Source organism: Actinorectispora metalli (assembly GCF_056323685.1).
Map to the genome: position 1 here is coordinate 2,411,426 of NZ_JBREYE010000001.1, position 17,176 is coordinate 2,428,601.

The following is a 17,176-nucleotide window of genomic DNA, read 5'->3' on the forward strand; positions in this document are numbered from 1 at the left end:
ATGACTGTGGACGGGTCAACCTGCTTTTTCTGAGGCGCGGACGAGGGACTGCATAGACGTGTCTACTGCATCTGCTCCCGCCTCGGCAAGATTGGTGTATTTTCCTGATTTGTTGGCGAAGCCGATGGTTGAAACACCAGTGGCGCGCCCGGCTTGTATGTCAGTGACTGAATCACCGATGAGTACCGCTTCGTGAGGCATGATTTCTAGCGCATCGATTGCTCTCCGAACAAGTGCAGGTTCAGGTTTGAGATCTAGTACATTTTGATCAGTCCGTGCCGAGACGAAGGAAATTCGGCTTACTAGATCATGAAGCTTGAGGTAAGTTTCGACTGCTGCGATTGCGTTATTGCTGACGATGGCTATTCGTCGATCGGCTGCGTGGCAGGCGGTGATGAACTCGGTTGCCCCTGGCGTGGAAATAGCTTTCGTCACAGCTGCGGTCTCCTCGGCTCGAAATGCAGCTTCGATGAGGGGTAAAAGGTCTGGTTCTTCGACAGCGGTAAAGCGAAGAACATTGTGTCGGAAACGATGGCCGCGAAGGCTTATCGGCTGCTGCGAGCGATTCTCAATACTGCGGTGGAAGAAGATCGTATTCTGCCGCGCAATCCGTGCAAGGTTCGTGGTGCGGATAAAGAAAATCCAGCGGAACGTCCATTGCTCACCGTTGCCCAGGTGTTCAAGCTAGCTGCTCGGGTGCCTGAGCGGTTCCGGCTCCTGGTGCTCCTCGCCGCGTTCGCCACGCTGCGGTGGGGTGAAGTCTCAGCGCTTCGGCGGTGCGACGTGGCGCCTGATGGTTCCTGGGTGCGGGTGACCATCGCTCATACAGAGGTGAAGGGCAGGGGCATCGTCGTTGGGCCGCCGAAGTCGCGAGCTGGTGTGCGCACGCTGGCGGTGCCTGCGGCGATCCGGCCGGAGGTCGTCAAGCACTTGGAGAAGTACGAGGGCCTGGCGGAGAGCGCGCTCCTCTTCACTGGGGAGAAGGGTGGGCCGGTCCGGAGTGGCAACTTCTATCAGCGGGTGAAGTGGACGAAGACCGTGGCTGATCTCGGCCTCGCTGGTCTCCACTTTCACGACCTGCGGCATGCGGGCAACGTGTGGGCCGCGCAGGCGGGAGCCAGCACGAAGGACCTCATGGCACGGATGGGGCACGACGACATGCGGGCCGCGCTGATCTACCAGCGGGCCACCAGCGAGGCAGACCGCAAGATTGCTGGCCAGCTCAGCGGCCTTGTTGATCAGCACCGTGGCGGGAAGCCTGCGTCCGACTAATGGCACGTTAATGGCACGCGGTGATCGAAAACGGCGGAAGGGCTGCCTCCCAAGATCGGGGGACAGCCCTTCTGACCTGCTAAGACTTGCCTTGAGCGGGTGACGGGAATCGAACCCGCGTCTACAGCTTGGGAAGCTGTCGTTCTACCATTGAACTACACCCGCAGTGCGTCGATCAGCATACACAACAGGCACTTGGCGGTGTCGGGGCTTGGGCATCTAGGGTGGGCCCGTGCTGTTGAGTGACCGGGACCTGCGTAAAGAGATCGAGTCGGGCAGCCTTGGGCTGGAGCCGTTCGATCCCAAGCTGATTCAGCCGTCCAGCGTGGACGTGCGACTGGATCGGCTGTTCCGGGTGTTCGACAACACCAAGTACACGCATATCGACCCGGCGATGCGGCAGGACGAGCTGACCTCGCTGGTGGAGATCGCCGACGACGAGGCGTTCGTGCTGCACCCTGGCGAGTTCGTGCTGGGGTCCACCTACGAGATGGTGACGTTGCCGGAGGACCTGGCCGGGCGGCTGGAGGGCAAGTCGAGCCTGGGCAGGCTGGGGCTGCTCACGCACTCGACGGCCGGGTTCATCGACCCCGGCTTCTCCGGGCACATCACGCTCGAGCTGTCCAACGTGGCGAACCTGCCGATCACGCTGTGGCCGGGGATGAAGATCGGCCAGTTGTGCCTGTTCCGGTTGACCAGCCCGGCCGAGCATCCCTACGGCTCGCAGCAGGCGGGGTCCCGCTATCAGGGGCAGCGCGGACCTACTCCTTCGCGGGCGTACCTGAACTTTCAGCGGTTCGGGCGCTGACGCGGTCCCACACCGCCGCGTAGCGCTCCATCACCCGCTTGCGGACCGTCGGGTCGGTGCGGGGCATTGGTTCGAGGAAGATCTCGTCCAACTCGGTGAAGGTCTCGCGGAGTTCGTTGTCCAGGCGCAGGCAGGTCTGTTCCAGATCCGATGCCGAGAGGCGGTCGTCGAAGTCGATCCTGGCGCAGAGCAGCGCGCGGTCGGTGCCGGTGACCATGGTCAGCAGGTCCACGATCACCTCCACCTCCGGCTGGGCGGACAGCCAGCGGTGCACCGCGCCGACGAGTTGGGGGTCGGCCTGACGTCCGATGAGCAGGCCGAGGTTGGTTCGGCCCAGGACGTAGGCGACGGCGGCCAGCAGCACGCCGATCGCCAGGGAGGCCAGGCCGTCCCACAGCGAGGAGCCGGTGAGGTGGTGCAGGCCGACGCCCGCGAAGGCCAGCAGCAGGCCCGCCAGGGCTGCGGTGTCCTCCAGCAGCACCGTCTTCACCGTGGGGTCGTCGGACAGGCGGAGGTAGGCGAGCCACGAGCGGTTCTCCGCCGCGGACTCGGCACGCACCTGGCGGATGGCCTGGAACCAGGAGACGAGTTCCATCCCGAAGGCCAGGGCCAGCACGAGGTAGGCGATCCACGGGTCGACCTGTTCCTGGGGCTCGCCGACGATGGCCCGGACGCCTTCCACGATGGCGAACACCGAGCCGGAGGCGAAGATGCTCACCGCCGCCAGCAGGGACCAGAAGTACCGCTCCTTGCCGTAGCCGAAGGGGTGGCGGTGGTCGGCGGGACGTTCTGAACGACGCAATGCCGTCAGCAGGAAGCCTTCGGTGATGGTGTCGGCGACCGAGTGGCCCGCCTCGGCCAGCAGGGCGGCGGAACCGGTCAGCACCCCGGCGATGGCTTTCATGACGGCGATGCCGAAGTTCACGACCAGCGCGAGAACGACGGTGAGTCTGCTTTCGGACGCCACGCGATCACGCTACGGCGCGAGGTCCCGCGGTGCAGCGGGAACAAAACGGGGCCGGCCCTTCCTCCCCAGTAGGCCGGCCCCGCTGCTCTCCCCTCGGATACCCGGTACCTATAGAGACGGGCGGTCCGGTGGTGAGGTTCCGTTGGTGGCACCAGGTGTCACCCGAATGGCGCAACTCAGCGTTCCAGTCGGGCCGCGGCCTCCATCACCATCCAACCGGAGAGCTGCACCGACAGGTCGTACTCGGCCTGTCGGCGGCTCCATTCGGCCTGGCCCGCCAGGAAACGCAGCCGCGGCGGCCTGCACGCCGCGACCGTCCAGTCCGGTCCGAACAGCGGGCCGTCCTCCACCACGCAGCGGGTGTCCCAGCAGGCCGCGGCGGAGTCGGTGACCATCCGGGCCGCGCACTCCGCGGCGGCGGACTCGGCGGCGGACGGCTCGTCCTCGGCCAGCCGCACCGCGGCCATCGCCAGGTAGCGGGCCAGGATGCCGGTGAACAGGCCGCCGTCGCCGCCGCTGTGGCCATGCAGCGCACCGGAGGCCGAGCGCAGGTGCGTGGCCACCGCGTCGATCGTGCGGACCGCGGGCCCGCGCCACCGCCGGTCGCCGGTGACCCTGGCAAGCTCGACGCAGGCACCGAGGAACACGCCCTGGCAGTAGGTGTAGACCGCCCTCTCGACCTCGCCGAGGCTGCCGTCGGGGTTGATCCGCACCCCGTCCCAGACCAGGCCGGTCGCCGGGTCGACAAGGGTGCGCTCCATCCAGTCCACAAGGGACTCCGCCAGCCTGAGGTCCTCGGTGCTGCCGTCCTCGCCCAGTTGCGCCAGCAGGATCGCGGCGGGGCCGTTGGCGGGGGTGTTCTTGAAGTTGTCGCCGACCTTCCACCAGATGCCGCCGCCACCGGCCGGAGACCACCCCGCGCGCAACTGCTTGGCGATGGCGTCCAAGGCGCGGGGGCGGGCGATGCCCGCGACGGCGTCCGCGCGCCGCAGCGCGAGGCCCATCCAGGCGATGTCGTCGTAGTACTCGTTGATCCAGCGCAGCAGGTTGCGGACGCGGACACCGCGCAGGAACGCGCGGATCTCGCGTCGCCGGTCGGGGTCGGGCGCGCGGAACTCGGCGTCGATCAGGCAGTCCAACAGATGCGCCTGCCACCAGTAGTTCCAGCCGAGGTGCAGCACGTCACGCAGCGGCGCTGGCCAGCCCACCACGCCGAGCAGCGTCGTCGGCAGGAACCACAGCTTGCGCAGGTGCCTGCGGCGCACCGCCTGCTCGGCCGCCGCCGCCCGGTCCGCCCAACCGCCGTCCGCTGAACTCATGCCCTCAATCCTGGGCTCAGCGGGGGCTCACCACGCGGCATCCAGGTCGGCGTGTCGGGTCACCCAACTGTGCATGACGATGCCCGCCGCGACCCCGGCGTTGATGGAACGGGTGGAGCCGAACTGCGCGATCGAGACCAGCATCGACGCCGCCTCGCGGGCCTGGTCGGTCAGGCCCGGCCCCTCCTGGCCGAACAGCAGCACGCACCGCCGCGGCAGTTCGGTGCGTTCCAAACGGACCGATCCCTCAGTGTTGTCCACCGCCACGATCCGCAGGTCCCGCTCGGCGGCGAAGGCCGTCAGCGAGCCGATGTCGCCGTGGTGGTGCACGTGCTGGTACCGGTCGGTCACCATCGCGCCGCGGCGGTTCCAACGCTTGCGGCCCACGATGTGGACCGCCCGCGCCAGGAAGGCGTTCGCGGTGCGCACCACGGTGCCGATGTTGTGATCGTGCTGGAAGTTCTCGATGGCCACGTGGAAATCGTGTCGACGGGTGTCGAGTTCGGCGACGATGGCCTCCCGCCGCCAATACCGGTAGCGGTCCACCACGTTCCGGGTGTCGCCCTCGGCCAGCAGATCGGGGTCGTACCAGTCCCCGGCAGGCGGCTCGCCCGGCCACGGACCGACGCCCACCGGCTCACCGAAGACCCATTCCGTCGGGCCGGTGGCTTCCTGCTCGTTCACCGGCGACGTGATTCGTCGGCGGCGAACTCCGCGGGCGGCAGCACCATGCCCGGTTGCCTGCCGCGGACGGACCCCACCGGCTCCGGGATGTCCAGCAAGGCCGATGGCCGGAATCCGCACAGTCCCGCCAACCGCCCCCAGCGGCGCACCCCGCGGTTGTACGTGCGGACGGTGTCGTTGTAGACCCGACCGCCCTCGGCGATCTTGCTCTCCGTTTCGGCCAGCTGGTGCCGCAGGTGCAGGAAGCTCTCGTCCCGGCTCAGCGGCCGGTCGGCGAGTTCGAGCAGTTCCCGTGCCGCCGCGGAGAGCAGGCGTTCCGCGTGGCTCAGCTCGTCGGCCCCGGCGGGCGACTGCCGCACCGCGACGGCTCTGCAACGGCACTCGATGACGCGTTGGATGGCCGCCTGCGCGACGGGAGCCGTTGCCTTGACCGTTTCGACCAGGTTGGGGATCAGGTCGTAACGCCGCTGTAGGTCGACGTCGACGCATGCCCAGGTCTCCTCCACGGCATGGCGGAGGCGGAGCAGTCTGAGCAGGTCGGTCACCCAGAACAGACCAATGGCCACGACGACGAAGATCAAGATCAACGTGAGCGAGGTGTCCATCCAGCGCAGGTTACCGCCCACGGGAACTCAGTGTGGGTCGAGTCCGAGGTCGGCAAGGCCGAGCAGGTACCGGTACTCCAGGCCCTCGGCCTCGATGACCTGCTGCGCGCCGGTGGCGCGGTCCACGACGGTGACCACACCCACGATCTCCGCCTCCGCGGCCCGCAGCGCGGTGACCGCGGTCAGCACGCTGCCGCCGGTGGTCGAGGTGTCCTCCACGGCGAGCACCCGGCGGCCGCGCACGTCCGGGCCTTCGATCTGCCGCTGCATGCCGTGCTCCTTGATGGCCTTGCGGACCACGAAGGCGTCAAGACCCGCGGGCGGTGTTTCCACCGCGGCGGTGTGCATCATGGCGGTGGCGACGGGATCGGCACCCAGTGTCAGCCCGCCGACCGCCGTGTAATCCCAGTCCGCGGTGAGCTGTCGGAGCAGCTTGCCGATCAGTGGGGCGGCCGCGTGGTGCAATGTCGCCCGCCGCAGGTCGACGTAGTAATCGGCCTGTTTGCCGGAGGACAGGGTGACCCGCCCGCGCACCACGGCCAGCTCGTTGACGAGCCGGGCGAGTTCGGACTTGGCCTGCTGGTCGATCTCCACAGAGTTGCTCACGAGCAGCAAGCTTCGCACAGGTGGCGGCCTCACCTCGCCGCTCCGCAGGACGGCGGCACCCGGCTCGGCCGAAAGCATCATTTCCCGGCCGTTCGGCGGCTTAAGTTAAGTTGCCTTTCAAACTAGCCAGATAAGTTCAGTTGTTTAATTTAGCAAGGCATTCATTCTCATTACGACGAGGACGCGACCAGATCACGAAACGGGATTCTTATTCAAGGGACGCGCGGACCAACTTAAGTGTTTCGCCGGCGAAGCTGATGGGTTTAAGCCGTTCAGCGGGTACAGTAAAACACGGCGCGCGCATAGAGTTGCTTGACCCTGCAAAGGATCGACGGATCCTGCTTATTGATCGTGAACCGGAGGGCATTCATGTTCAAATTATTGGCTGCCGCAGGTGCAGTATTATTCTTGATTTCCACGCCCGCAGCCGCGGAAGAGGCGCCGCCACCTGACAAGATTGTGGTCGACGTCGAGACGGTAAATGGTTCGGGCTGCCGTCCCGGCACGGCCGCGGTCGCCGTCGCGCCGGACAACACCGCATTTACCGTGACCTACAGCGAATTCCTCGCCGAGGTCGGGCCTCAATCCCAGCCCATCGACAACCGGAAGAACTGCCAGCTCGGCCTGAAGGTGCATGTGCCGCAGGGCTTCACCTACGCCATCGCGCAGGCTGACTACCGCGGATACGCCCACCTGGAGAAGGGTGCGACCGGCATTCAGCGGTCCAGCTACTACATCCAGGGCACCTCGCCGACCGCGCGGGTGACCGAGAACTTCGCCGGTCCCCTCAACAACAACTGGCAGGTTACCGACAAGACCGACGTCGCGGAGCTGGTCTGGGCGCCGTGTGGCGTAAGCCGGATCTTCAACGTGAACACCGAACTGCGGGTCAGCGCGGGTTCCTCTGACCCTGGCAGCACCAGCTACATGGCCATGGACTCGACCGACGGCAGCATCCGCACGGTCTACCACTGGCACTGGAAGAAGTGCTGAGAACCGCAAACCGAACCCATTACTTAATGCGGCAGCCCTGCCACAACTGCCGCTGAGAATCCGTTTTCCGTTGGCGCGGACGATACGGAACTCTCACAAGAATGGGCCAGCCTGGCTGCACCGATGGATGTGAGCGCGTTCGGTGTGGTCAACGCATGCCCGCCTAGTCTCGAAATTCATCCTGCGCTCTACCTGAATTTCAGCGCTGACCTCCTGCTGGTCATTCGCGAGGGTAAAGGGAGGGAACAATGTTCCATGCTCTGGCTGCCATCGGCGTAGCCCTGACACTGATCAATCCGCCGTGGTACGACGAGGAGTTCGTGCCGCCGCCCGACAAGGTGACCGTCCAGGTCGTGACCGTCAACGGCTCGGGTTGCCCGAAGGACACCGTCCAGGTCGCCGTCGCCCCGGACAACACCGCGTTCACCGTGACCTACAGCGAGTACATCGCCCAGGTCGGCGTCGGCGCCAAGCCGACGGACAACCGGAAGAACTGCCAGCTGAACCTGAAGGTCAACGTTCCGCAGGGCTTCAGCTACGGCATCGTCAAGTCCGACTACCGCGGCTACGCACAACTGGCCAAGGGTGCCACCGCCCAGCAGATCGCGGGGTACTACTTCCAGGGAAGCTCGTCGACGGACCGGAAGACGCACAACTTCAAGGGCCTGCTCGAGGACAACTGGCAGGCGACGGACGAGGTGGAGTTCACCCAGGTCGTGTGGTCGCCCTGTGGCGAACTGCGCAACTTCAACATCAACACGGAGTTGCGGGTCGCCGTAGGGTCCTCGGACCCCAAGACCACCACCAGTTACTTCACGATGGACTCGACGGACGGCTCCGTCAAGACCACCTACCACTGGGCGTGGAAGAAGTGCAACGCGTAAGCGATTTCCACGGCAATTGATCGACACCTCTCTTTGAATATTGGCAGTGCGCAACTTAAACGCGCATAACCGCAAGTGACCGCATTGCGCCGTTTAGTCGGTGGCAATGAATGAATGTTGCGATAGATTTCCCCTAACCCCTGCAAGCTCGCCTTGTAGAGAAGTACTGGGAGGGCATCAAATGTTTAAACTACTGGCAGTCGTCGGCGCGGCGGCATTAAGCCTCGTCGCATCGCCTGCAGTCGCCGACCAGTCGGCGGATACCCCACCACCGGGCAAGATCACGGTCCAGGTCCTGACCGTGAACGGCTCGGGCTGCCCGAAGGACACCGCCGCGGTGGCGGTCGCGCCGGACAACACGGCGTTCACCGTGACCTACAGCGATTTCCTCGCCGAGGTGGGCCCGGAATCCAAGCCGACCGACAACCGGAAGAACTGTCAGCTGGCGCTGCAGGTTCACATCCCGCAGGGCTTCACCTACGCGATCGCCCAGGCCGACTACCGGGGCTACGCGCAGTTGGCCAAGGGTGCGACCGGCTTGCAGCGGGCCAGCTACTACATCCAGGGCACCTCGCCGACCTACCGGGCCGACAAGGACTTCTCCGGCCCGTTCCAGAACAACTGGCAGGTCACGAACAAGACCGAGGTCGCGGAGCTCGTCTACGCGCCCTGCGGTGAGAGCAAGATCGTCAACGTGAACACCGAACTCCGGGTGAACGCGGGCAGCTCCAAGGGCACCAGCTACATGGCCATGGACTCCACCGACGGCAGCTCTCGCACGGTCTTCCACTGGCACTGGAAGAAGTGCTGATTCTCGGGTGACCTTGAAGCGCGGCGGCCTACTCCACGGAGCGGTCGCCGCGCGGGTACCCCCGGCGAAAACGCGCGACATCCTGGGGGTCTGCGCGGGCATGTGAAATGCGGTAAACCCTGCGAACCACCGTTGTTCACTATTTCACCGTGAATTCGGCCTATTGGCCGGCACCACACGCATGCCCGCGGTTATTCCATTGCCTGATACGAGGAGGGAACCATGCTTCATTTCCTGGCGGCTGTCGGGGTTGCGTTATCCCTGGTGAATCCACCACCACCATGGTTTGACCCCGACTTCGTACCGCCGCCGGACAAGGTGACGGTGCAGGTGGTGACCGTCAACGGCTCGGGTTGTCCCAAGGACACCGTTCAGGTCGCGGTCGCTCCGGACAACACGGCGTTCACCGTCACCTACAGCGCCTACATCGCCAGTGTGGGTGTCGGGTCCAAGCCGACCGACAACCGGAAGAACTGCCAGCTCAACCTGAAGGTGAATGTGCCCTCGGGATTCACCTACGGGATTGCCAAGGTCGACTACCGCGGCTACGCGCAGCTTGCCGCGGGTGCGACCGCCAAGCAGGTTGCGGGCTACTACTTCCAAGGCCAGTCGGAGACGGTGAAGAAGGAAGAGGACTTCAAGGGCTTACTTGAGGACAACTGGCAGCGGACCCACGAGATCCCGATCGCCCAGATCGTCTACCACCCCTGCAACGAGGTCCGCAACTTCAACATCAACACCGAGTTGAGGGCGGCCGTCGGCACCTCGGATCCGAAGAAGACCACCAGCTACATCGCGATGGACTCGACGGATGGCGACCTGAAGACCACGTACCACTGGGCGTGGAAGAAGTGCGAGCAGAGCTAGGCAGGCACTGAGCGGCAGGTGGCATTCACCCGGGCCAAGCGGGTGAATGCCACTCCTGTCCCCGGTCCGCGTTCGGACTAGGTCCGGCCGCGGCCGGTTCCTCGCGACGCCGCCCAACGGACGAGCGGTCGCGGAAGGACCGTACCAAGGGCGACGAGCACTTTGTACCGTTTGCTCGGCACCGAAAGCACCCGGCCGCGGCGAAGATCGGCAAGGCAGTCGTCGACCACCCGGTCCGCCTCCAGCCAGAAATGCTTGGGCGCATCGGACATGGTGATGCCCGCCCTGGCGTGGAATTCGGTGCGGGTGAATCCCGGGCACAGCGCGATCACCCGGACCGGCGTCTTGGCCAGTCCCGCGGCGAGCCCCTCGGAGAACACCGTCACCCACGCCTTGCTCGCGGTGTAGGTGGAACCCCGGCCGGGGAAGAAGCTCGCGACGCTGGACACGTTGATCACCGCGCCCCGCTGCCGTTCGAGCATGCCGGGCAGCGCCGCGTGGGTCAGTTGCAGCACCGCGGTGACGTTGACGTCCAACTGGGCCTTCAGCGCGGTGTAGTCCGCGTCGGCGAACTCCGAGGAATGCGCGAAGCCCGCGTTGTTGACCAGCAGATCGATCGGTGCCTTTGCGGCCTTGCCGCCGCGGGTGCCCGCGCCCGCGGCGCAGCGGGTGGCGACCCGCTGGCGGGCTCTGCCGTCGGAGAGGTCCGCCTGCAACACCTCGACGCCGATGCCGTGGCGGGTGGAGAGTTCCTCGGACAGCGCGGTCAAGCGGTCGCCGTCCCTGGCCACGAGCACGAGGTCGTAGCCGTCGGCGGCCAGCCTGCGCGCGAACGCCGTCCCGATGCCTGCGGTGGGTCCCGTGATCAACGCGGTGGGCATGTCACTAGACGCTAGCCCAATCGGAACCCGTTCGGGCAGCCCGATTTCACCTTCAGCGGCGTGGAGTGGGGCGGTAGACCTCGCCGTCCTCGGACTCGATGTCGTTCTCGTCCTCGTCCGGGTGCCCGGGGTCGCCGTCGAAGTCCACGTTGGCGGGGTCGACCAGATCGGCCAGTTCGCCGAGGTCGCGGAGCAGGCGTTCCAGCCTGGCCGGGCCCGCGTTGGGTGCCGCGGCCGCGGCCACCCAGGCGTCCTCCAGCCAGACCACGGTGACGTCGTGCCCGATCTCGTCCGAGGCGTCCACCAGGTCCGGGGTGATCAGCGGCCGGGCGCTGACCATGTCGGAGACGAACGCGAAGCGGTCGCCCACCGGGCCGAGCAGGTCGAGGCCGGACTCACCGGAGATGGTGACGCTCGGCATCCACAGCTCGACCACGGTCGGCAGCGGGCGCCTGCGGTGCACGGCCACGATGACCGCGGTGACCTTGCCGCCCTGCTCGTAGTCGAAGACGTGGACCATCCGCCTACCGTCGGCGGTGAAGGTGGAGCCGGTGACCACATCGCGGCCGACGCCGACCTCGCCGTAGGCCATGACTCCGTTGCGCCACCGGGCGGGCAGCGCAACGTCCAACTCAGTGAATTGCCAGCCACGCAGCGAGGCCCAGCGTTTGCGCTCTCTGTTCCGTGCCGAGCGCTGGGCTCGATCGGTGGCGAGCAGCGCCGCGCCAGCCACGGCAGCGATCACCGCGACGGTGAACCAAATCCACGCCGGTATGCCCACAAACGAAAAGCGTAGCGGCGAGATCGCGATGTGCGAAGATCAAGATCCTTGATCGGGTCAGATTGTGCGGATTCACTCTGCCCGGTGGACGGTTCCGTACGGTGCGAAAGTCCCCCGGCAAGCGTTTGCCGAGGGATTTCCGCGTCGGACGCCCGTTTTGTTCCCGACCTGTCGCGTTGTATGCGTGACCGCTCAGGCCGGAATTTGCTCCTTCTGGGTGACGACCAATCCGGTGCGGTCGTCCTTGAGATCGACCAGCACGGAGTCGCCGTCGCGGATCTGGCCCGCCAGCAGCTCCCTGGCGAGCTGGTCTCCGATGGCCGACTGCACCAGCCTGCGCAGCGGCCGCGCGCCGTAGACGGGGTCGAAGCCGTTGAGCGCCAGCCAGTCCCGCGCCGCCGTGGTCACGTCGAGCTGGAGCCTGCGCTGGGCCAGTCGCTTCGCCAGCCTGCCCACCTGGATGTCCACAATGGACGTGAGCTCCTCGGTGGCGAGCTGGTGGAAGACCACGATGTCGTCCAGCCGGTTGAGGAACTCCGGCTTGAAGTGGTGCTGCACCACGGACAGCACCGCGTCCTTGCGCTGCCGCTCGTCCATGGTGACATCGGCGATGATCTGCGAACCGAGGTTGCTGGTCAGCACGAGGATCGTGTTGCGGAAGTCCACCGTCCTGCCCTGCCCGTCGGTCAGCCTGCCGTCGTCGAGCACCTGCAACAGCACGTCGAAGACGTCGGGGTGTGCCTTCTCCACCTCGTCCAGCAGCACCACCGAGTAGGGCCTGCGCCGGACCGCCTCGGTCAGCTGGCCACCCTGGTCGTAGCCGACGTAGCCGGGCGGGGCGCCGACCAGGCGGGCCACCGAGTGCTTCTCGGCGTACTCGCTCATGTCGATGCGGATCATGGCGCGCTCGTCGTCGAACAGGAACTCGGCCAGCGCCTTGGCCAACTCGGTCTTGCCGACGCCCGTCGGGCCGAGGAACAGGAACGAACCGGTCGGCCGGTCGGGGTCGGCAACGCCCGCACGCGCCCTGCGGACCGCGTCGGAGACCGCGCGCACCGCCTCCTGCTGGCCGATCACGCGCCTGCCGAGCTCGTCTTCCATGCGCAGCAGCTTGGTGGTCTCACCCTCCAGCAGCCTGCCCGCCGGGATTCCGGTCCAGGCGCTCACGACATCGGCGACGTCGTCGGCGGTGACCTCCTCCTTCAGCATCACCTGGACGCTGCCGGTGGCCACGGTCGCCGCGGCGGCTGCCTCGAGCTCCTTCTCCAAGGCGGGGATGCGGCCGTAGCGCAGTTCGGCGGCCCGGCCAAGATCGCCGTCCCGCTCGGCCCGCTCCGACTCGCCGCGGAGCTGCTCGAGCTGCTCCTTGAGCTCGCGCACCCGCTCGATGGCGTCCTTCTCCCGCTGCCAGCGGGCGGTCAGCTCGGCCAGCGTCTCGCGGCGATCGGCCAGCTCGGCGCGCAGCGCGGCCAGCCGCTCGCGGGAAGCGGCGTCGCTTTCCTTGGCCAGCGCCATCTCCTCGATCTCCAGCCTGCGGACCGCGCGCTCCACCTCGTCGATCTCGACGGGGCGCGAGTCGATCTCCATGCGCAGCCGGGACGCGGCCTCGTCGACCAGGTCGATGGCTTTGTCCGGCAGGAAGCGGGCGGTGATGTAGCGGTCGGAGAGGGTGGCCGCGGCGACCAGCGCGCCGTCGGTGATCCGCACGCCGTGGTGCACCTCGTAGCGCTCCTTGAGGCCACGCAGGATGCCGACGGTGTCCTCCACGCTCGGCTCGCCGACCATCACCTGCTGGAAGCGGCGCTCCAGCGCGGCGTCCTTCTCGATGTGCTGCCGGTACTCGTCCAGGGTGGTCGCGCCGACCATGCGGAGCTCGCCCCTGGCCAGCATCGGCTTGATCATGTTGCCCGCGTCCATGGCGCCCTCGCCGGTGGCGCCCGCGCCGACGATGGTGTGCAACTCGTCGATGAAGGTGACGACCTGTCCGTCGGAGGCGGTGATGTCCTTCAGCACGGCCTTGAGCCGTTCCTCGAACTCGCCGCGGTACTTCGCGCCCGCCACCATCGCGCCGAGGTCGAGCGCGACCACGCGCTTGCCGCGCAGCGACTCCGGAACGTCGCCCGTCACGATCCGCTGGGCCAGTCCCTCTACGATCGCGGTCTTACCGACGCCCGGCTCGCCGATCAGCACCGGGTTGTTCTTGGTGCGCCGGGACAGCACCTGCACGACGCGCCGGATCTCGGCGTCCCGGCCGATCACCGGGTCGAGTTCGCCCTTGCGGGCCCGGTCGGTGAGGTCGACGCCGTACTTCTCCAGCGCCTGGTAGGTGCCCTCCGGGTCGGGGCTCGTCACCCTCGCCGAGCCGCGGACCTTGGTGAAGGCGTCCCGCAGGGCCTCGGGGGTCGCGCCGTTGCGCCGCAGCAGGTCGGCCACCGGTCCGCCCTCGGCGGCAAGGCCGACCAGCAGGTGCTCGGTGGAGACGTACTCATCGCCCATCTCGGTGGCCAGTTGCTGGGCATGGGTGAGCGACTTGACCGCGGTGGCGGAGAACTGCGGTGCGGAAACCGTCGCGCCGCTGGCCGTGGGCAGGCCCGCGCTGAGCCGGTCCAGTTCGGCGCGCACGGACGCCGCTTCGGCGCCGACCGCGGCCAGCAGTGGAGTGGCGATGCCGTCGCTCTGCGCGAGCAGCGCGCCCAGCAGGTGAGTGGGGGTCACATCGGGGTTGCCTGCCACCGTGGCGGCCTGCACCGCAGCGGAAATGGCCTGCTGGGTCTTGGTAGTCGGGTTGAAAGCGTCCATCCCTCACCTCATCGGCACGAACAGTCACGGGGTCGGTGCCTGTGTCACTGCCTAGTGCACGACCCGCCACCCTGCACAACGTTGGAAAAGTTGAGTCGGTTCCACTCAAGTATGTCGAATCTCCTGGACGCAGGAACCGCCGGGGTGATGGTGTTCCCACCTTGAGGTCTCGGCAGGGTGAACTCGGCCGAAGTTATCCACACCCGGTGCCGAGTTACTCACAATCCGCAGGTCGCCATCCACAGAGAGCTGCCGAGCGGTGACCGAAAGATGTACATCGGGTGCCGATGCTTTGGGGCCTTTCGCCACCGGAAGCCCGGCGTTCCCGGGGCTTCCGGTGGCGAAAGCCGCTGATCATCGGATCGAGGGTGCGGGCTCCTCGGCGGCATGCCACGGGCGGGGCATGCCCTTGGCGCCGAAGTAGTCGCCGCCCTTGCGTTTGGTGTCGTCGGTGCCCCAAGGGCGGTCACGGTCCATCGGGACCATGCGGGGAATGTGCTTGCGGCAGTGGATGTAGGCCTCCTCGACCTTGACCACCACCCAGCGCTCGGGAGTGCGACCGCGGGCGAGGTCCTGCGGCAGCCCCGGATGCTCCGCTCGCAAATCCGAGTCCTCGACGATGCGGGCGTGGCCGTTGACGTGCAGCCCGATCAGGTCGCGGACGAAATCGATCATGAGGATGCCGACATGCGGGTTCTCGCTGATGTTGCCGAGACTGGCCAACACGCCGTTACCGCGATATTCCGGATAGGCAAGTTGATGTTCATCCAGCACTTGGATAAAGCCCGGTGGACCGGCGCGAAGCGACGAATCGCATTCGCCTGTTGCATCTGCCGTTGCCACGAACGCCATTTCCATTCGGCCGATGAATTCGATCATGGTGTCATTCAATCGATCCAGCAGCTGGTCCTGGTAGAACTTTTTCGCTCGCTGTGTTGTTCCGTATGCGCTCTGCAACAGGTGCTCGCCCGCCGAGCCGGGTGGTCGTGGGCCATGATCGCCACGGTGATCGTCGGTGAGCGGGTTGAACGGGATGGCGAGCTGGTCGCGGGACACCGGCCGTGGCTTGCTCACCTGATCAGCCTGCGTGATGGCGGCGATCGCCGCCACCGCACCGGGTACGGGGTCGGTTGGTAAGGACGGAGCGGCCGGAGGCGCGCTGGGTCCGCTATCGGGTGAACACAGATCATCCGAAGACGGCGTGTCGGCGGGTCGGGGGTTCCCACCGGTTGCCGGGTCGGATGAAGTACCCGATAGTTCGGCTAGTTCCAGTTCGAGCAGTTCCGGCCCGGCCGTCCCTGTCGGGGTTAGGACGTCGGGGGTCACGGAGACACGGTGACACGGTACGGCGAAAAGATGCATTACCCGGCAAGCGAACCCCCCAAAAGATCTATTGCTCCATCACAAAATGTGATGTGCATCCACTCGAAGGTGGCATCAAGGTCTCGGAGTGGCAAAATCAGGGCTAGGGTTCACTCGTCGGGGGATGCTTGTCGACATAAACACGCCGTGACTGGCGTGTGCCCTAGCTATGGAGACTGCGCCCGACTATGACCGCAAACGCTGTCGTGAGCTCTGTTCCTTCGCCCCGCCGGGAGCCCCCGGCCGGTGTCACCGCCATGGTGCGCTTGATCCGCGAGAGCTTCGCGGTGGTCGAGCCACGCGCCGAAGAGGTGGCGCAGTTCTTCTACGGCATGCTGTTCAGCCTGGCCCCGGCAACGCGCGAGCTGTTCCCGGTGAACATGGAAGTGCAGCGTAGCCGACTGCTCCGAGCGCTCGTGCACGTGGTCCAGATGGTCGATCGGCCCGACGAGCTGGTGCCGTTTCTCCAGCAACTGGGCCGTGATCACCGCAAGTTCGGCGTGCTCGGCGCCCACTACGAAGCCGTCGGCACCTCGCTGCTCGCTGCGCTGCGGCGTTTCGCGGGCGACGCGTGGACCCCGCAGGTGGAGCGGGCCTGGGCCGAGGCGTACACGGTGATCGCCCAGACCATGCAGCAGGCGGCCTCCGCCGACGAGGGCCCAGCCTGGTGGAACGGCTACGTCGTCGAGCACGAACGGCTGGCCTGGGACCTGGCGGTTGTGCGGGTCCAGCCCGAATACCTGGTGCCCTACCGGGCAGGCCAGTACGTCAGTGTCGAAGTGCCGCAACGCCCCCGGCTGTGGCGCTACCTCTCACCCGCCAACGCGCCCCGCGAGGACGGCGTGCTGGAGTTCCACGTCCGGGCGGTGGAGGGCGGCTGGGTCAGCCGCGCCATCGTGGGACACGCCCAGCTTGGCGACGTGTGGCGGATCGGGTCGCCGATGGGCCGGATGAGCGTGGACCGCGAATCCGGGCGGGACCTGCTGATGATCGCGGGCGGCACTGGCGTCGCGCCGATGCAGGCCATGCTGGACGACATGACCGCCTGGGGCGAGAACCCGCGCGTGCACCTGTTCGTCGGCGGTCGGCGCCGCCAGGACCTGTACGCGCTGGAGTCGTTGCAGCGGATGGCGATGACCAACCCGTGGCTGACGGTGGTGCCGGTGCTGGAGAACGAGGCCGATGTGGCCAACGTCGAGCACGGCACGCTGGTCGACGTGGTCACCCGCTACGGCGCGTGGGCCGACCGGGATGTGCTGGTCGCGGGATCACCGCAGATGATCAGGGCGACGGTGTCGCGCATGCTGGTTGCTGGGACGCCTTTGGATCGGATCTCGTACGATCCGTTTACGTTGGATTGATCGTGCTCGGCGTTGTGGTCGTGGCTGGGTAGCGGGCTCTCAGATCGCCGCTGGCTCCGGGATCCCCTCCTTATGACCAACACCGGTCACGGCGTCGGGGCTGTCCTCGCCAGCGACGATCTGAGAGCCCGCGGGTGGTTGCGTTTGTTGGGTCAACAGCAACAGCGACTTCGTCG

Annotated in this window: 18 protein-coding genes and 1 tRNA gene; 7 read left to right on the forward strand and 12 right to left on the reverse strand. The window is 66.5% G+C overall.

What is annotated here, in order from left to right:
* Window positions 1-15 precede the first annotated feature (15 nt).
* Window positions 16-642, reverse strand: coding sequence for an HAD family hydrolase (locus tag ACU6XJ_RS11240; RefSeq protein WP_476313936.1), 627 nt, complete (start codon window positions 640-642; stop codon window positions 16-18).
* Between ACU6XJ_RS11240 and ACU6XJ_RS11245 the strand changes: the two genes are divergently transcribed.
* On the forward strand, window positions 532-1,272 hold the full coding sequence (locus tag ACU6XJ_RS11245; protein ID WP_476309465.1) for a tyrosine-type recombinase/integrase: 741 nt from the start codon (window positions 532-534) through the stop codon (window positions 1,270-1,272). The two genes, ACU6XJ_RS11240 and ACU6XJ_RS11245, sit on opposite strands and share 111 nt — an antisense overlap.
* A gap of 94 nt (window positions 1,273-1,366) precedes the next feature.
* Here ACU6XJ_RS11245 and ACU6XJ_RS11250 read toward each other — a convergent pair.
* Window positions 1,367-1,437: transfer RNA gene (locus tag ACU6XJ_RS11250), tRNA-Gly, on the reverse strand.
* Window positions 1,438-1,504: 67 nt separating this feature from the next.
* On the opposite strand from ACU6XJ_RS11250, the gene dcd reads away from it, so the two are divergent.
* Complete coding sequence (dcd, locus tag ACU6XJ_RS11255) at window positions 1,505-2,080, forward strand: dCTP deaminase (protein ID WP_476309467.1); 576 nt, start codon at window positions 1,505-1,507, stop codon at window positions 2,078-2,080.
* Here dcd and ACU6XJ_RS11260 read toward each other — a convergent pair.
* The 6 genes from ACU6XJ_RS11260 to ACU6XJ_RS11285 all read right to left on the reverse strand — a co-directional run bounded on the left by ACU6XJ_RS11260 (window position 2,034) and on the right by ACU6XJ_RS11285 (window position 6,797).
* Complete coding sequence (locus ACU6XJ_RS11260) at window positions 2,034-3,047, reverse strand: cation diffusion facilitator family transporter (RefSeq protein WP_476309470.1); 1,014 nt, start codon at window positions 3,045-3,047, stop codon at window positions 2,034-2,036. The genes dcd and ACU6XJ_RS11260 overlap by 47 nt on opposite strands.
* Window positions 3,048-3,223: 176 nt before the next feature.
* Window positions 3,224-4,366, reverse strand: a complete 1,143-nt coding sequence (locus ACU6XJ_RS11265; RefSeq protein WP_476309474.1) for a glycoside hydrolase family 76 protein — start codon at window positions 4,364-4,366, stop codon at window positions 3,224-3,226.
* A 27-nt stretch (window positions 4,367-4,393) separates the two neighbouring features.
* Window positions 4,394-5,050 carry a TrmH family RNA methyltransferase gene (locus ACU6XJ_RS11270; protein ID WP_476309476.1) on the reverse strand — a complete coding sequence of 219 codons (657 nt, stop codon included), beginning with the start codon at window positions 5,048-5,050 and terminating at the stop codon, window positions 4,394-4,396.
* On the reverse strand, window positions 5,047-5,676 hold the full coding sequence (locus ACU6XJ_RS11275) for a LemA family protein (RefSeq protein ID WP_476309479.1): 630 nt from the start codon (window positions 5,674-5,676) through the stop codon (window positions 5,047-5,049). The genes ACU6XJ_RS11270 and ACU6XJ_RS11275 overlap by 4 nt, the downstream gene beginning before the upstream one ends.
* 6 nt (window positions 5,677-5,682) lie before the next feature.
* Window positions 5,683-6,279, reverse strand: a complete 597-nt coding sequence (pyrE, locus tag ACU6XJ_RS11280) for an orotate phosphoribosyltransferase (protein ID WP_476309481.1) — start codon at window positions 6,277-6,279, stop codon at window positions 5,683-5,685.
* 254 nt (window positions 6,280-6,533) lie between these two features.
* The gene (locus ACU6XJ_RS11285) at window positions 6,534-6,797 is read right to left on the reverse strand and encodes a hypothetical protein (protein WP_476314113.1); all 264 of its coding nucleotides are present in this window, start codon (window positions 6,795-6,797) and stop codon (window positions 6,534-6,536) included.
* Between ACU6XJ_RS11285 and ACU6XJ_RS11290 the strand changes: the two genes are divergently transcribed.
* From ACU6XJ_RS11290 to ACU6XJ_RS11305, 4 genes are all read left to right on the forward strand, one after another.
* Complete coding sequence (locus tag ACU6XJ_RS11290) at window positions 6,721-7,254, forward strand: DUF4360 domain-containing protein (protein ID WP_476313938.1); 534 nt, start codon at window positions 6,721-6,723, stop codon at window positions 7,252-7,254. The genes ACU6XJ_RS11285 and ACU6XJ_RS11290 overlap by 77 nt on opposite strands.
* Window positions 7,255-7,502: 248 nt before the next feature.
* On the forward strand, window positions 7,503-8,138 hold the full coding sequence (locus ACU6XJ_RS11295) for a DUF4360 domain-containing protein (protein WP_476309483.1): 636 nt from the start codon (window positions 7,503-7,505) through the stop codon (window positions 8,136-8,138).
* 181 nt (window positions 8,139-8,319) lie between these two features.
* Window positions 8,320-8,949 (forward strand): DUF4360 domain-containing protein, encoded by a 630-nt coding sequence (locus tag ACU6XJ_RS11300; protein WP_476309486.1) that lies wholly within the window; start codon window positions 8,320-8,322, stop codon window positions 8,947-8,949.
* Between the two features lie 222 nt (window positions 8,950-9,171).
* The gene (locus ACU6XJ_RS11305; RefSeq protein ID WP_476309488.1) at window positions 9,172-9,816 is read left to right on the forward strand and encodes a DUF4360 domain-containing protein; all 645 of its coding nucleotides are present in this window, start codon (window positions 9,172-9,174) and stop codon (window positions 9,814-9,816) included.
* Window positions 9,817-9,893: 77 nt separating this feature from the next.
* Here ACU6XJ_RS11305 and ACU6XJ_RS11310 read toward each other — a convergent pair whose 3' ends face one another.
* The 4 genes from ACU6XJ_RS11310 to ACU6XJ_RS11325 form a co-directional block, all read right to left on the reverse strand.
* Window positions 9,894-10,697, reverse strand: coding sequence for an SDR family NAD(P)-dependent oxidoreductase (locus tag ACU6XJ_RS11310; RefSeq protein WP_476309491.1), 804 nt, complete (start codon window positions 10,695-10,697; stop codon window positions 9,894-9,896).
* A 52-nt stretch (window positions 10,698-10,749) separates the two neighbouring features.
* Window positions 10,750-11,478 carry a type III secretion system chaperone family protein gene (locus tag ACU6XJ_RS11315; protein ID WP_476309493.1) on the reverse strand — a complete coding sequence of 243 codons (729 nt, stop codon included), beginning with the start codon at window positions 11,476-11,478 and terminating at the stop codon, window positions 10,750-10,752.
* Between the two features lie 192 nt (window positions 11,479-11,670).
* The gene (gene clpB / locus ACU6XJ_RS11320) at window positions 11,671-14,277 is read right to left on the reverse strand and encodes an ATP-dependent chaperone ClpB (protein ID WP_476309495.1); all 2,607 of its coding nucleotides are present in this window, start codon (window positions 14,275-14,277) and stop codon (window positions 11,671-11,673) included.
* Between the two features lie 354 nt (window positions 14,278-14,631).
* Window positions 14,632-15,387, reverse strand: coding sequence for a pyridoxamine 5'-phosphate oxidase family protein (locus tag ACU6XJ_RS11325; protein WP_476309498.1), 756 nt, complete (start codon window positions 15,385-15,387; stop codon window positions 14,632-14,634).
* A gap of 509 nt (window positions 15,388-15,896) precedes the next feature.
* Between ACU6XJ_RS11325 and ACU6XJ_RS11330 the strand changes: the two genes are divergently transcribed.
* Window positions 15,897-17,000, forward strand: a complete 1,104-nt coding sequence (locus ACU6XJ_RS11330) for a globin domain-containing protein (protein WP_476309500.1) — start codon at window positions 15,897-15,899, stop codon at window positions 16,998-17,000.
* Window positions 17,001-17,176: the final 176 nt, after the last annotated feature.